General features: G+C 70.5%; 13 protein-coding genes and 1 riboswitch. Of the genes, 3 read left to right on the top strand and 10 right to left on the bottom strand.

Features of this window, described 5'->3' with window-relative positions; genetic code table 11:
• Positions 1–15 precede the first annotated feature (15 nt).
• The 4 genes from ACFVX6_RS27695 to ACFVX6_RS27680 form a co-directional block, all read right to left on the bottom strand.
• Positions 16–618, bottom strand: a complete 603-nt coding sequence (locus ACFVX6_RS27695) for a Uma2 family endonuclease (protein ID WP_389695898.1) — start codon at positions 616–618, stop codon at positions 16–18.
• Between the two features lie 108 nt (positions 619–726).
• Positions 727–2,187 carry an alanine/glycine:cation symporter family protein gene (locus ACFVX6_RS27690; protein ID WP_389695896.1) on the bottom strand — a complete coding sequence of 487 codons (1,461 nt, stop codon included), beginning with the start codon at positions 2,185–2,187 and terminating at the stop codon, positions 727–729.
• 131 nt (positions 2,188–2,318) lie between these two features.
• On the bottom strand, positions 2,319–3,194 hold the full coding sequence (locus ACFVX6_RS27685) for a haloalkane dehalogenase (protein ID WP_389695894.1): 876 nt from the start codon (positions 3,192–3,194) through the stop codon (positions 2,319–2,321).
• A 77-nt stretch (positions 3,195–3,271) separates the two neighbouring features.
• A complete protein-coding gene (locus tag ACFVX6_RS27680; RefSeq protein ID WP_389695892.1) occupies positions 3,272–4,093 on the bottom strand; it encodes an SDR family oxidoreductase in 822 nt (273 codons plus the stop codon).
• Positions 4,094–4,185: 92 nt separating this feature from the next.
• Between ACFVX6_RS27680 and ACFVX6_RS27675 the strand changes: the two genes are divergently transcribed.
• Positions 4,186–4,803: a TetR/AcrR family transcriptional regulator gene (locus ACFVX6_RS27675; protein ID WP_389695890.1), complete on the top strand. Its 618-nt coding sequence runs from the start codon at positions 4,186–4,188 to the stop codon at positions 4,801–4,803.
• A gap of 437 nt (positions 4,804–5,240) precedes the next feature.
• Here the strand turns inward: ACFVX6_RS27675 and ACFVX6_RS27670 are convergent, their stop codons facing one another.
• From ACFVX6_RS27670 to thrC, 6 genes are all read right to left on the bottom strand, one after another.
• Positions 5,241–5,858 carry a phosphoribosylanthranilate isomerase gene (locus ACFVX6_RS27670; RefSeq protein ID WP_389695888.1) on the bottom strand — a complete coding sequence of 206 codons (618 nt, stop codon included), beginning with the start codon at positions 5,856–5,858 and terminating at the stop codon, positions 5,241–5,243.
• 18 nt (positions 5,859–5,876) lie between these two features.
• Positions 5,877–6,110 (bottom strand): hypothetical protein, encoded by a 234-nt coding sequence (locus ACFVX6_RS27665; RefSeq protein ID WP_389695886.1) that lies wholly within the window; start codon positions 6,108–6,110, stop codon positions 5,877–5,879.
• Between the two features lie 283 nt (positions 6,111–6,393).
• Positions 6,394–8,016, bottom strand: a complete 1,623-nt coding sequence (gene groL / locus ACFVX6_RS27660) for a chaperonin GroEL (RefSeq protein ID WP_389695884.1) — start codon at positions 8,014–8,016, stop codon at positions 6,394–6,396.
• Between the two features lie 368 nt (positions 8,017–8,384).
• On the bottom strand, positions 8,385–8,591 hold the full coding sequence (locus ACFVX6_RS27655) for a cold-shock protein (RefSeq protein WP_008743607.1): 207 nt from the start codon (positions 8,589–8,591) through the stop codon (positions 8,385–8,387).
• A 424-nt stretch (positions 8,592–9,015) separates the two neighbouring features.
• Positions 9,016–9,294 (bottom strand): ubiquitin-like small modifier protein 1, encoded by a 279-nt coding sequence (locus ACFVX6_RS27650; protein ID WP_383953156.1) that lies wholly within the window; start codon positions 9,292–9,294, stop codon positions 9,016–9,018.
• 37 nt (positions 9,295–9,331) lie between these two features.
• On the bottom strand, positions 9,332–10,642 hold the full coding sequence (gene thrC / locus ACFVX6_RS27645) for a threonine synthase (protein WP_389695882.1): 1,311 nt from the start codon (positions 10,640–10,642) through the stop codon (positions 9,332–9,334).
• 17 nt (positions 10,643–10,659) lie between these two features.
• Positions 10,660–10,817: riboswitch (SAM riboswitch) on the bottom strand.
• A 185-nt stretch (positions 10,818–11,002) separates the two neighbouring features.
• On the opposite strand from thrC, the gene ACFVX6_RS27640 reads away from it, so the two are divergent.
• Together ACFVX6_RS27640 and ACFVX6_RS27635 are read left to right on the top strand one after the other, a co-directional pair.
• Positions 11,003–11,989, top strand: coding sequence for a glucosyl-3-phosphoglycerate synthase (locus ACFVX6_RS27640; protein ID WP_389695968.1), 987 nt, complete (start codon positions 11,003–11,005; stop codon positions 11,987–11,989).
• Positions 11,990–12,235: 246 nt separating this feature from the next.
• Positions 12,236–13,699 (top strand): trehalose-6-phosphate synthase, encoded by a 1,464-nt coding sequence (locus ACFVX6_RS27635; RefSeq protein ID WP_389695880.1) that lies wholly within the window; start codon positions 12,236–12,238, stop codon positions 13,697–13,699.
• Positions 13,700–13,896 lie beyond the last annotated feature (197 nt).

Below are 13,896 nucleotides of genomic sequence, written 5' to 3'. Positions count from 1 at the left end.
CGGATCAGTGGCGGATCAGTGCGGGAAGCTCCCCGTGTCGAGCGTCAGCGCGAAGGGCTCGGGGAGCCGCAACTCATCGCCGAAGGCGACCCGGACCGCGTGCTTGTAGGCGCCCTTCTCCGGTTCGGTGAACAGCGTCGCCGTGGGGCCGTGCTCGTCGAAGCGATCGATGAGCAGGTAGACCGGGACGGGGGCGTGGGCGTAGGCCCAGAGCTTCTTCTTCCGGTCGTCCTCGGCGTTGCTCTTGGAGGTGATCTCCGCGACGACCAGCGCATCGGCCGCGTCCACGGGGTCCGAGACCTCGGCCTCCACGTCATCGACCAGGGCGGCCGGGGCGACCACGAGGTCCGGAACGTAGAGCTTGTCCAGGGCGGCGATGTGGATGCCGAGCCACTGGTAGACACCCCACTCCGGCGGCACGACCTCGTACAGGGCACGCTGCACCGTGGCCGCGACGGCGTGGTGGTGGCGGTGGGGCGGCGGCGCCAAGGTGATCCGGCCGCCGTCGATCTCGGCCCGCCAGCCCTTCGGCACGTCCAGGTCGCACCAGGTCCGCAGCAGGTACTCCCACGTGTGACCGTCGGCGTAGCGGCCGGGCTCGGGCGTGGCTGCGGTCATTGCGATCCCCCTCTGTCATGGCATATGCCAGGGAGGGTAGGGCGGGCCGCCGACGGGTGGCGGGCGCTTGCCTTCCCCGTCCCACGATCGAGTGGCGCAGGCCCCCCACTACACCCGTTCCGGGGCCTGCGCCGACGGGACCGTCGTGCGGATCGGGTCCCAGCACTGGACGCCCTTCAGGTCAGGCATGCGGTCCCGGGTGAAGACCGGCTCCAGGCCCGCCCGGCGCTGGGCGAGGTAGTCGTCCAGGAGGCGGAAGGCGATGGCCGACAGCGGGATGATCGCGGCCAGGTTGATCAGGGCCATGAGGCCCATGAACACGTCCGCCAGGTTCCAGACGACCGACACCGAGCCGAGGGAGCCCAGGACGACCGCCGACAGGACGAGCACCCGGTATCCCGGCAGGACCCATCGCTTGCGGGTGATGAACTGGATGTTGGTCTCGCCGTAGTAGTAGTTCCCGATCATGCTGCTGAAGGCGAGCATGAAGACGACGCCGGTCAGGAGGTGGCCGGCCCACCCGCCCAGCGTGTCGCTGAGCGCGGTCTGCGTCAGGTCCGCGCCCTGGCGGCCCGACAGCTCCGGGTTGCTGACGAGGACGATGAAGGCCGTCATCGTGCAGACGAGGAGGGTGTCGAAGAAGACGCCCAGGGACTGTACGAGGCCCTGCTTGACCGGGTGCGAGACCTCGGCGGCGGCGCCCGCGTTCGGGGCCGAGCCGAGCCCCGCCTCGTTGGAGAACATGCCGCGCCGGATGCCCTGCTGGATCGCCGCGCCGATGCCGCCGGCCGCCAGCTCGCGGAAGCCGAAGGCGCCGCCGACGATGTCCGCGATGACCCGGGGGAACTCGGTGATGTTGAGGAGGACCACCGCCGCGCCGAGGAGGAGGTACACGATCGCCATCACCGGCACCAGCACCGTGGTGATGGACGAGATCCGCTTGACCCCGCCGAAGACGGCCAGGCCCAGCAGGGCGGCCAGCAGCACGCCGAGGGAGGGGCCGAACCAGTTCGAGCCGTCCGCGTCGGCGAGGGAGCCCGAAGCCACGGCGGTGATGGTGTTGGCCTGTACGGCGTTGAAGACGAAGCCGAAGGTGACGGTGATCGTCACCGCGAAGAGCACCCCGAGCCAGCGTTTACCGAGCGCCCGCTGCATGTAGTACGCGGGGCCGCCCCGGTAGGCGCCGCCGGCGTTGCGCACCTTGTAGAGCTGGGCGAGCGCCGATTCCACGAAGGCGGAGGCCGCGCCGATCAGCGCCATCATCCACATCCAGAAGACGGCGCCCGCGCCGCCCAGCGTGATGGCGGCGGCGACACCCGCGATGTTGCCGGTACCGACGCGCGCGGCGGCCGAGATCGTGAAGGCGCCGAAGGACGAGACCTGCTTGCGGCCGTCGGCGCGCGGCGGGGTCTTCTCCTTCACCACCCGGAACATCTCGGGAAGCAGGCGCAGCTGCACACCCCGGGAGCGGACCGTGAAGTACAGGCCCGCACCGACCACCAGCGGAATCAGCAGGTAGGTCCAGAGGTGATCGTTGACGTTGACGATCACCGAATCCAGAGTGTCCATGATGCGAAGTCTCCCCGGGGCGGAAGGCCCACGGACAGGGACCTACGTCCGTCGCCGGAGGGACGGAAGACCCGCGCTGCCCGCCCTTCGCCCCCTCCTCGCCGCTCGGGGCAACCGGCTCGGCAACCGGCTCATCCCCACAGCCCGTGCCGCTCCGCCCACTCCCGCACCGCCGCCGCGACCAGCAGCGGGTGGTCCTGGGGGGTGTGGTGCCCGGCCGGCACGTCGTCGTGCCGGGCGAGCTCCAGGCCCGCCATGTTCGCCACGCACCACTCGACGGTCTCCGGCCCCGTCATCGCCCCGGGTCCGGGAGCGAAGGTCAGCAGCAGCTTGGGCACGTCCGGACCGGCCGCGAGCCAGTCGCCGTACGCCGCCACGCGGGCCACCACCTCGGCGGGCTCCCCGCCCAGCGGCATCGACCGCGCCCACTGGAGCAGCGGGCGCCGGCTCTCCCTCGTCGGGTACGGGGCCCTGTACGCGTCCAGGTCGCGGGGGTCCAGCGGGCGGGCGACGCTGCCGGGCAGCGCCTGCTCGATGAAGGCGTTCTCGTCGAGGATCATCGCTTCCCCGACGCCGGGCGTCTTGATCGCCCTGAACAGTTCGCGGCCGCCTTCGGGGAACTCCTCCCAGCTCATCGGCTTGACGATGGTTTCGGTGAACGCGATCCCGCGTACCCGCCCCGGATGCCGGGCGGCCCAGTCGAAGGCGAGTGCGCCGCCCCAGTCGTGCCCGACCAGGACCACCTCGTCCAGGCCGAGCGCGTCGAACCAGGCGTCGAGGTAGCGGGCGTGGTCGGCGAAGTCGTAGCCGATGGCGGGCTTGCCCGAGTCCCCCATGCCGATCAGGTCCGGTGCGAGCAGCCGGCCGGGGCCGCCGAGGGCGGGCAGGACCTCGTTCCAGAGATGGGAGGAGGTGGGGTTCCCGTGCAGGAAGACCACGGGCACACCGGTCCGCGCACCGGCTTCCCGGTAGTGGATCGTCGAGTCGAGTACGGGCTGTACGGGCATGGCTGCTGCTCCTGCGGAGAAGGGGGAGAAGGGAAGGCGACGTCGGCGGATGCGATGCGGGACCGGGCCGGATGCGGTCAGCGGAAGGCCGCCGCCGTGCGGTCCGCCCAGGCGGCGAAGGGGCGCGGGGCCCGGCCGAGGATCCGCTCGACGGCCGGGCTGACGGCCCGTTCGGCGGGGACCGGGGCGCCCAGGATGGACAGCGTGCCGTCCACCGCCGGCTCGGGCATGAAGGTCAGCATCTGCGCCCGCGCCTCCTCGGGGCTCTGCTCCACGAACCGCACGGGCTCGCCGATCGCCCCCGCGATCGCTGCGGCCCGCTCGCGCGGGGTGACCGGGGCCGGGCCGGTCAGGTCGTACGTGCGGCCCGAGTGCCCGGCGTCCCGCAGGACGGCCGCCGCGACCTCCGCCACGTCGGCCGGGTCGACCGTCGGCAGCCCGACGTCCCCGAAGGGTGCGGCGGCCGTGCGGTGCGTACGGATCGACTCGGCCCAGGCGAAGGCATTGGAGTCGAGCCCGCCCGAGCGCAGGACCGTCCACTCCAGACCCGAGCGGCGGACGGCCTCCTCGAAGGCGGCCGGATGCCCGTACTGCTCGGGCCGGGTCCCGACACCCTGCGAGGACAGCAGCACGACCCTGCGTACGCCGGCCTCCGCGGCCAGGTCGAGGACCGCCTGCGGATCCTCGCCGGCGACGAGCAGGAACAGGGCCCCGGCCCCGGCGAGGGCGGGCCGCAGGCTCTGCGGCTCGGCGAGGTCGGCCCGGTGGTGGCGGACGCCCTGGGGCAGGGCCTCCTCCGGTGCCCGGCGGGAGACGGCCGTGACCTGCTCCCCCGCCGCCGCGAGGATCCGTACCAGTTCGCCGCCGACGTTCCCGGTCGCACCCTTGATGACGATCATGAAAGGCTCCCACCTGTGAAGTGAGTTAGTCGACTGACTAACTCCTGGCACGACCATAGCCCGCCGGGCGACGCCCGTCTACACTTAGTCAGGTGACTTACTCAGATGCCGTCGAAGCGGCCCCGGAAGCCCGGCCGGACCGCCCGCGGGCCAAGCGCGGCGGCAAGCGCGAACGCCTCGCCGCGGCTGCGGCCCGGGTCCTGCACGAACAGGGCATGGAGAAGACGACGATCGCCGACATCGCGCGCGCGGCCGACGTGCCGCTCGGCAACGTCTACTACTACTTCAAGACCAAGGACCAACTGGTCGAAGCGGCCATCGACGCCCACGCGCAGACCCTGGCGGGCATGATCAGCGCCCTCGACGAGCTCCCCACCCCGCAGGACCGCCTGAAGGCCCTCCTCGCCGGCTGGGTCGAACAGCGCGAGCTCACCGCCCGCTACGGCTGCCCCACCGGCTCGCTCGCCTCCGAACTCGACAAGCGCGACGACGGCCTCGACCAGACCCTCGCCACCGTCATGCGGGTGCTGCTCGACTGGGCCGAGCAGCAGTTCCTCGCGCTGGGCCGCACCGCGGACGCGCGCGAGCTGGCGGTCGCCCTGATCGCCTCCTACCAGGGCATCTCGCTGCTCACGAACACCTTCCGCGACCCGGAACTGATGGCCGCGGAAGGGCGTCGCCTGGAGCGCTGGATCGACTCGCTGGCCTGACGCGACAGGCCCTAGCGGGCGGGCCTCGGGGGACGGTCGTCGGGGCCGAAGAGACGCGTCCTGCGGACCGGGGCGTGCTGCCGAGGGCAGCCACCAGCAGGGACGGGGCGACGGCGGCGAGGATGCGTGCGCGTTTCCCCGGGGACCAGCTTTCGACGTGGGCGATCGGCAGTCGAACAGCCGACCAGCCCGCTCAGCCCAATCCAGCCGTCCCGCGCTCGAAAACCAGAGTCCGGGGCGAAGCCAATCCAGCCGTCCCGCGCTTGAGGACCGGGGTCCGGGGCGGAGCCCCAGGGGGTCCGGGCGCAGCCCGGTACCCCCCCAGCCCGTCCGGCGCTTGAGGACCGGGGTCCGGGCAGCGCCCGGGGAACGGTGGAAGGGCGGGTAGGGGACTTCGCCCCGCGCAGCGGCACACGCACACCCGCCGCCTCCGCCGCTCAGCCCCGGCGGGGCCCCGCCCCACGGGCGGCCGCGACGAAAGCGCGGATGAGATCGGGGGACTTGACCCCGCGCTCGCTCTCCACACCGCTGGACACGTCCACACCCCACGCGCCGGTGACCGTGACGGCCTCACCCACGTTGGCCGGCGTCAGCCCGCCCGCCAGGAGCCAGCGGCCCGCGGGGGCGGCGAACTCCGCCGAGCCCCAGTTCCACGGCTTGCCGGAGCCCGGGTCCGGGGCGTCGAGGAGCAGCAGGTCCTCCCCGTACTCCCCGCAGCGCTCCACGTGCTGCGCCGTCGCCCGCAGCAGTGTGCGCCCCTCGGCGCGCAGCGCCGCGAAGTCCTCCGGGCCCTCCTCGCCGTGCAGCTGCACGCCCCGTACGCCGCTCTCCTCGGCGAACCGCCGCACCTCGGCGACGGACTGCCCCCGGAACACCCCCACGGTGAGCACCCCGTCCGGCACCCCCGCGGCCAGCTCCCGCGCGGCGGCGGCGTCGACCGTACGCGGGCTCCCGGGCGCGAAGACGAAGCCGACGGCATCGGCTCCGGCGGCCACGGCCACCTCGACGTCGTGCGCGGTCTTGAGCCCGCAGATCTTGACGAACACATCAGTCATGTCATGCAGTCAACCAGGTCATGACGGCGCATCGACGATCAGTCCGGCATCCCGTGCGGCATCGGCCAGGCGCTTGTCGTACGTCACGAACGAGGTCAGCCGCTCTCCGATGCTGAGCGCCGGCGCCAGATGGACGGCGTCGAGGCTTCGAACCGTGGCCGGCCGCACGGTTTGGGCGAGAATGCGGATGCCGGGATCAAGATCGATACTGGCCCAACCCGTCTCCGCTCTTTCATCGAGCCACTCACGCAATGCCTGCGACTCGGATTCCGCGTGGACCAGCTTCGGCCGCTCTGACGGCCACGGATCGCGAGCTGCCGTCCCGCGTGAGAACAGCCGGGGCGTGCTCGGTCTCCGAGTCGGTGCGGATCGTCACGGTGTCAGCCATGACATCGACGTAAGACGAAACGTCTTACGCTGCCGGCCGCCTCGCGCGAAAACGCCCGAGGGCGGCACCCCCTCCGTCAGGAAGGGGTGCCGCCCTCGGTACGTGAAGAACAGCCGATCTACCTTCGGGCCGGAGCCCGGGGGTGGATCAGAAGTCCATGTCGCCGCCCGGCATGCCGCCGCCGGCACCGGCGCCGGCCTTCTCGGGCTTGTCAGCGATGACGGCCTCGGTGGTGAGGAAGAGGGCCGCGATCGACGCCGCGTTCTGCAGGGCAGAGCGGGTGACCTTCGCCGGGTCGATGATGCCCGACGCGATCATGTCGACGTACTCGCCGGTCGCGGCGTTCAGGCCCCAACCGATCTGCAGGTTGCGGACCTTCTCCACGACGACGCCACCCTCGAGACCACCGTTGACGGCGATCTGCTTGAGCGGGGCCTCCAGCGCGAGCTTGACGGCGTTGGCGCCGGTCGCCTCGTCGCCGGTGAGCTCGAGCTTGTCGAAGACCGAGGAGGCCTGCAGCAGGGCCACGCCGCCACCGGCGACGATGCCCTCTTCGACGGCCGCCTTCGCGTTGCGAACGGCGTCCTCGATGCGGTGCTTGCGCTCCTTGAGCTCGACCTCGGTCGCGGCGCCGGCCTTGATGACCGCAACACCGCCGGCGAGCTTCGCCAGGCGCTCCTGCAGCTTCTCGCGGTCGTAGTCCGAGTCGGAGTTCTCGATCTCGGCGCGGATCTGGTTGACGCGACCCTGGACCTGGTCGCTGTCACCGGCACCGTCGACGATGGTGGTCTCGTCCTTGGTGATGACGACCTTGCGGGCGCGGCCGAGCAGGTCGAGACCGGCGTTCTCGAGCTTGAGGCCGACCTCCTCGGAGATGACCGTGCCGCCCGTGAGGATGGCGATGTCGCCGAGCATGGCCTTGCGACGGTCACCGAAGCCCGGGGCCTTGACGGCGACGGACTTGAAGGTGCCGCGGATCTTGTTGACGACGAGGGTGGAGAGCGCCTCGCCCTCGACGTCCTCGGCGATGATCAGCAGCGGCTTGCCGGACTGCATGACCTTCTCCAGGAGCGGCAGCAGGTCCTTGACCGAGCCGATCTTGGAGTTGACGATCAGGATGTACGGGTCGTCGAGGGACGACTCCATGCGCTCCATGTCGGTGGCGAAGTACGCCGAGATGTAGCCCTTGTCGAAGCGCATGCCCTCGGTGAGCTCGAGCTCCAGGCCGAAGGTCTGCGACTCCTCGACCGTGATGACGCCTTCCTTGCCGACCTTGTCCATGGCCTCGGCGATGAGCTCGCCGATCTGGGTGTCGGCGGCGGAGATGGAGGCCGTCGAAGCGATCTGCTCCTTGGTCTCGACGTCCTTGGCCTGCGCCAGCAGGGCGGCGGAGACGGCCTCGACGGCCTTCTCGATACCGCGCTTGAGGGCCATCGGGTTCGCACCGGCGGCCACGTTGCGCAGACCCTCGCGGACGAGCGCCTGGGCGAGAACGGTGGCGGTGGTCGTACCGTCGCCGGCGACGTCGTCCGTCTTCTTGGCGACTTCCTTGACCAGCTCGGCGCCGATCTTCTCGTACGGGTCCTCGAGCTCGATCTCCTTGGCGATGGAGACACCATCGTTGGTGATCGTGGGCGCGCCCCACTTCTTCTCAAGGACGACGTTGCGACCCTTGGGGCCAAGGGTGACCTTGACGGCGTCGGCGAGCTGGTTCATCCCACGCTCGAGGCCGCGGCGGGCCTCCTCGTCGAACGCAATGATCTTGGCCATCTGAAGTGGTCCTCCCGGACAGCGGTGGATTGCTCCCGGACCGCGCCCGCGCCCGCGACGGACGGCCTGCGTGCCCGGCGGTTCCTTCCCACCGGACCCTGCGGGCCTCACCGACCCGGTCCTCGTTTAGTAGCACTCTCACCCGGAGAGTGCTAACGCCAATGATTAGCACTCGACCCCCCCGAGTGCAAGCGGCTTCGAGCAACCCGGGATGAACACCCAGACGCCGCAAGGGCTCCGGAGCCGCCACGCACGAGGGGCCCGCATCCCGTGTCCAGGATGTGGGCCCCTCGTACATATGCCGTTGTGCCGTCGTGCGCGGCCGCTGTGCGCGACCGCGTACGTGTCGGTGGTCGATCGCGGTCGGACTAGCCGGCGGCGAGCTTGACCATGTCCGCCTGCGGACCCTTCTGGCCCTGCGAGATCTCGAATTCGACCCGCTGACCTTCTTCAAGGGTGCGGTACCCGTCCATCTGGATGGCGCTGTAGTGGACGAACACATCCGCACCACCGTCGACCGCGATGAAGCCGTAGCCCTTCTCCGCGTTGAACCACTTGACGGTGCCCTGAGCCATGCCTAACTCCCCTATTACTGGCCCTTGCGCAGGACCGCACTTCGCGGTCCCGGGTCAGAACTTGCGCCGGAACGCCTCGACCGGGGCTGAATGTATCCGCACCGCTGCTGTCTGCAACAGGTCATTCCGACGAGAATTCTGGACACACCAAAAGATTGAAATAGGGTGAAAACCAGGAATATTCCAGGGCAACTCGGGCCGGACAAACGCCGCCAACGACCCATAGCGCACTTGCATGTTGACTCAATGTCAACCCTCGCGCGACCCGCTCATATGCGGCGGGCAAGAACAGCGGAGGGGACTTCCCCAACCCTACCGCGCCCAACCAAGCAGAATTCCCCCCTCCGTTTGGTAACGGAGGGGGGAATTCAGTTTCTACGAAGTGTTACGAAGCCCTACGAAGGCCCACGAAGCCCGACGAGCCTCAGCAGCCGCCCGCGACGGCGGGGATGATCGAGATGCCGGCGCCGTCCGGAGTGGACGTCTGCAGCCCGCCCTCGAAGCGCACGTCGTCGTCGTTGACGTAGACGTTGACGAAGCGGCGCAGCTTGCCCTGGTCGTCCAGGACGCGCGCGGCGATGCCGGGGTGGCTGGCCTCCAGGGACTGGATGACCTCTTCGAGGGTCGCACCCTCGGCGGCGACCTCGGCCTGGCCGCCGGTGTAGGTGCGCAGGATGGTGGGGATGCGGACGTTGACGCTCATGGCGCTACTGCCTTTCCGGTGTGCAGGGAGGGAGAGATCAGGCCAGGTTGGCGGCGCGGAACGCGTCCAGGCTGGGGCGGATGGTGGCGGTCTGGCCACCACCTTCGGCCACCGCCTCCAGGGTCTTGAGGCCGTCACCGGTGTTCAGGATCACGGTGGTCAGCGTGGGGTCGAGCTGCCCGTTCTCGACGAGCTTCTTCGTCACGCCGACGGTCACGCCGCCCGCGGTCTCGGCGAAGATGCCCTCGGTCTGCGCGAGCAGCTTGATGGCCTCGACGACCTGGGTGTCGTTGACGTCCTCGACGTACCCGCCGGTGCGGCGCGCGATGTCCAGGACGTACGGGCCGTCCGCCGGGTTGCCGATGGCCAGCGACTTGGCGATGGTGTTCGGCTTCTGCGGGCGGACCACCTCGTGACCGGCCTTGAAGGCGGTCGAGACGGGCGAGCAGCCCTCGGCCTGGGCGCCGAAGATCTTGTACGGCTTGTCCTCGACGAGGCCGAGCTTGATCAGCTCCTGCAGACCCTTGTCGATCTTCGTGAGCTGCGAGCCGGACGCGATCGGGATGACGATCTGGTCGGGCAGCTGCCAGCCGAGCTGCTCGCAGATCTCGTACGCCAAGGTCTTGGAACCCTCGCCGTAGTACGGGCGCAGGTTGACGTTGACGAAGCCCCAGCCCTCGCCCAGCGGGTCGCCGATGAGCTCGGAGCAGAAGCGGTTGACGTCGTCGTAGTTGCCCTCGATGCCGACCAGGTCGCCACCGTAGACACCGGCCATGACGACCTTGCCCTGCTCCAGGTCGTGCGGGATGAACACGCAGGAGCGGAAGCCGGCGCGGGCGGCCGCGGCGCCGACGGCGCCGGCCAGGTTGCCGGTGGAGGAACAGGAGAGGGTGGTGAAGCCGAAGGCGCGGGCGGCCTCGACGGCGATGGCCACGACGCGGTCCTTGAAGGAGTGCGTCGGGTTGCCGGAGTCGTCCTTGACGTACAGCTTGCCGGTGACGCCGAGCTCCTTGGCCAGGTTGGCCGCGTCCACGAGCTTGGTGAAGCCGGGGTTCAGGCTCGGCTTGGAGGCCACGTCCGCCGGGACGGGCAGCAGCGGCGCGTAGCGCCAGATGTTGTTCGGGCCGGCCTCGATGGCGGCGCGCAGGGCTTCCGGGTCGCCCAGGGGCAGCTCGTAGGCGACTTCGAGCGGTCCGAAGCACTCGGCGCAGGCGAAGATCGGGCCGAGCTCGAAGCGGGTACCGCACTCACGACAGGAAAGGCCGGTGGCGGGACCGAGATCGACAGAGGTGCCGGACGCATTGATTTCAACGGTTTCGGCAGAGGTTGCGACAGACTGTGCAGCCATGATGGCGAGGCCCTTTCTCCTCATCTTCCCCATGGCGCACTTCGCCATGAGACGGAATTGGCACCTTCCCTAGCCGGGGACCTCGCTGCGGCGCTGGAATGCGCGATCGCGAGAACCGACTGGAGGGTTGCCGGGGCTTCAACGGGCCGTGTCCCTCTGCCCCTCTGGATGAGCGGTATGGCACCGGCACACGCGCTCTGTGGCGCGCCGGTGCGTTTGTACGCGGGCCCCCCGGCATGCGGTGGACCATCGCGTTGTTCAAGACTGTAACCGAAGGCCCGGGTGGTTGAGACAGCCGTCCGAACCGCGAGATGGATCACATTTCGGTCCAAACCAGTGAAGAACCAGGGAGTGCTGAAGGTGCTGGAAGAGGTGGAGCGCTGGTTGGCAGACCGCTCCTGGTCCGCCGCCGACCGACCGCTCGGCCAGCTGCTTTCCGCCAAGCGGGCAGCGGGGACCACGGTGAGCGTGGTGTTGCCGGCGCTGAACGAGGAGGCGACGGTCGGCGCGATCGTCGAGGTGATCCGGCGCGATCTGATCGAGGGCCTGCCGGTGCCGCTGGTGGACGAGCTCGTCGTGATCGACTCGGGCTCCACGGACCGCACCGCGGAGGTCGCGGCCAAGGCCGGAGCCCGGGTGGTGCACCGCGACGAGGTCCTGCCGCGGATACCGGCGCTGCCCGGCAAGGGCGAGGTGCTGTGGCGCTCACTGCTGGCCACCACCGGTGACATCGTCTGCTTCGTGGACGCCGACCTGCGCGATTTCTCGGCCACCTTCGTGTCGGGAATCGTCGGCCCGCTGCTGACCGATCCGGACGTGCGGTTCGTCAAGGCGATGTACGACCGCCCCCTCGGCCAGGAGTTCAGCGACCCGACCGGCCTCACCTCCGCCAAGGCCCACGGCCAGGGCGGCCGGGTCACGGAGCTGGTGGCCCGCCCCCTGCTCAACCTGCACTGGCCGCAGCTGGCCGGCTTCGTCCAGCCGCTCGGCGGCGAGTACGCCGTGCGCCGCGAGCTGCTGGAGCGGCTGCCGTTCCCCGTGGGCTACGGGGTCGAGCTGGGCCTGCTGGTGGACGCGCTGCACACGGCCGGGCTGGACGCGCTGGCCCAGGTGGACGTGGGCGTACGGCTGCACCGGCACCAGGACGGCCAGGCCCTGGGCAGGATGGCCGCCGCGATCTACCGCACGGCGCAGGTGCGGCTCTCGCGCGGGCACCTCGTACGCCCCGAGCTGACGCAGTTCGAGCGCGGCCCGGACGGGTTCGTACCGCACACCTACGCCGTGGACACCGAGGAGCGGCCGCCGATGCGGAACATCGAGGAGTACGCACGCCGTCGCGTGGCGTAACGTCCGGCTGCCGGAAGGGCAGTCGTCAGGCGCGCCAAGCGCGTCAAGCCCGCTGCCGCAAGGTAAGCAGGAATCTCCCGGCCTCAGCCGGGAGAGCGCTTCAAGGCGGCCACGTGCTCCACCGCTCGACCAGCCCGCACGGCGGCCGCCACGCTCACGACACTCGGCGGTGTGGTCTTCCTCTCGGTCAGGCGGACGCGCAGGCGCTGACGTTTGACCGGCGGCGAGGCGGGCTAGGTTCGCCGCATGGCTTCCCAAGTGCTCGTAGCCGCGAATCGCGGCCCCCTCTCGTACGCCCTCGCCGCGGACGGCACGCTCAGTGCCCGCCGCGGCGGGGGCGGCCTCGTCTCCGGCCTCTCCACCGCCCTCGCGGAGCAACCCGGGGCGCTGTGGATCTGCGCGGCGCTGTCGGACGCGGACCGGGAGGCGGTACGACGGGGAGTCGCCGAGCCGGGCGTACGGATGCTGCCGATCGACCCGGAGGTCTACGACGGCGCGTACAACGGCATCGCGAACTCGGTGCTGTGGTTCCTCCACCACCACCTGTACGAGATCCCGCGCGAGCCGGTCTTCGACGCGGAGTTCCGGCGGCGCTGGGCTTCGTACGTCACGTACAACGAGGCCTTCGCGGCGGCGCTCGCGGAGGAGGCGGCCGAGGGGGCGGCGGTCCTGATCCAGGACTACCACCTGGCCCTGGCCCCCGGAATGCTCCGGGAGCTCCGCCCCGACCTGCGGATCGGACACTTCACGCACACGCCGTGGGCCTCGACGGAGTTCATGAACATGCTCCCGGGCGACATCCGGACCCAGTTGGTCTGGGGGATGCTCGGGGCGGACCGGCTGGGGTTCCACACGTGGAGGTGGGCGTTCAACTTCGTCAACGGCGCGGGCATGGACGACGCGAGCGGCGTCGCGGAGGGCTACTCCCCGACCGGAACCCCGGAGCGCGGGGTGTGGCACAGGAAGGCGGCCGATACCAGGACCGGGCTCGGGGAGCGCCGGTTCACCGACGTGACCCCGTACCCCCTCGGCGTGGACGCGGACGAGCTGCGCGCACTCGCGCACCGGCCGGAGGTGGACGACAAGCTGGCGGCGCTGCGGGCGGAGGTCGGCGATCTGAAGACGATCGTCCGGGTGGACCGGACGGAGCTGTCGAAGAACATCCTGCGCGGGCTGCTGGCGTACCGGGAGCTGCTGACGGTGCACCCCGAATGGCGGGAGCGGGTGGTCCACCTTGCCTCCGCGTACCCGTCCCGGCAGGACCTGACCGTCTACCGGGAGTACACCGAGTCGGTGCGGGAGCTGGCGGCGGCGATCAACACGGAGTTCGGCACGGCCGACTGGCAGCCGGTGCTGGTCTCCGTCGAGGACGACTTCGCGCGGTCGCTGGCGGCGTACCGGCTGGCGGACGTGGCGCTGGTCAATCCCGTGCGGGACGGCATGAACCTCGTCGCGAAGGAGATCCCGGTGGTCTCGGAGGCGGGGTGCGTGCTGGTGCTGTCCACCGGGGCGGGGGCGCACGAGGAGCTCCGCGCGGATGCGCTGACGGTGAACCCGTACGACGTGACGGCCACCGCGGAGGCCTTGCACGCCGCCCTCTCCATGCCGGCGGCGGAGCGTGCGGACCGCACGAAGCGACTCGCGGTGGCGGCCACGGCCCTCCCCCCGACCCAGTGGCTCACGTCCCAACTGGACGCCCTGCGCGCCTGACCCTCCCGGCCCCGCCCAAGGGTGTCCCGCTACGCGGGCCGAAGTCCCCGCAGCGCCCGTCGCCGCTGCGCAGGGCAGAAGTCCCCTACCCGCCCTTCCACCGTTCCCCGGGCGCTGCCCGGACCCGCAAAGACTCTGGGGCTCCGCCCCGGACCCCCGCTCCTCAAACGCCGGCGAGGCTGGATGTTGCCTGCCCC

It is taken from the genome of Streptomyces sp. NPDC058289, from assembly GCF_042880975.1.
GTDB lineage: Bacteria > Actinomycetota > Actinomycetes > Streptomycetales > Streptomycetaceae > Streptomyces > Streptomyces stoeckheimensis.
The sequence above is the reverse complement of the archived record's forward strand: the minus strand, read 5'-3'. Positions and strand labels throughout refer to the sequence as shown.

What these genes read in the sequence shown, in the direction of transcription:
- ACFVX6_RS27695 (WP_389695898.1), bottom strand. Translation starts at nt 618, where the DNA reads ATGACCGCAGCCACGCCCGAGCCCGGCCGCTACGCCGACGGTCACACG.
- ACFVX6_RS27690 (WP_389695896.1), bottom strand. Translation starts at nt 2,187, where the DNA reads ATGGACACTCTGGATTCGGTGATCGTCAACGTCAACGATCACCTCTGG.
- ACFVX6_RS27685 (WP_389695894.1), bottom strand. Translation starts at nt 3,194, where the DNA reads ATGCCCGTACAGCCCGTACTCGACTCGACGATCCACTACCGGGAAGCC.
- ACFVX6_RS27680 (WP_389695892.1), bottom strand. Translation starts at nt 4,093, where the DNA reads ATGATCGTCATCAAGGGTGCGACCGGGAACGTCGGCGGCGAACTGGTA.
- ACFVX6_RS27670 (WP_389695888.1), bottom strand. Translation starts at nt 5,858, where the DNA reads ATGACTGATGTGTTCGTCAAGATCTGCGGGCTCAAGACCGCGCACGAC.
- groL (WP_389695884.1), bottom strand. Translation starts at nt 8,016, where the DNA reads ATGGCCAAGATCATTGCGTTCGACGAGGAGGCCCGCCGCGGCCTCGAG.
- ACFVX6_RS27655 (WP_008743607.1), bottom strand. Translation starts at nt 8,591, where the DNA reads ATGGCTCAGGGCACCGTCAAGTGGTTCAACGCGGAGAAGGGCTACGGC.
- ACFVX6_RS27650 (WP_383953156.1), bottom strand. Translation starts at nt 9,294, where the DNA reads ATGAGCGTCAACGTCCGCATCCCCACCATCCTGCGCACCTACACCGGC.
- thrC (WP_389695882.1), bottom strand. Translation starts at nt 10,642, where the DNA reads ATGGCTGCACAGTCTGTCGCAACCTCTGCCGAAACCGTTGAAATCAAT.
- ACFVX6_RS27635 (WP_389695880.1), top strand. Translation starts at nt 12,236, where the DNA reads ATGGCTTCCCAAGTGCTCGTAGCCGCGAATCGCGGCCCCCTCTCGTAC.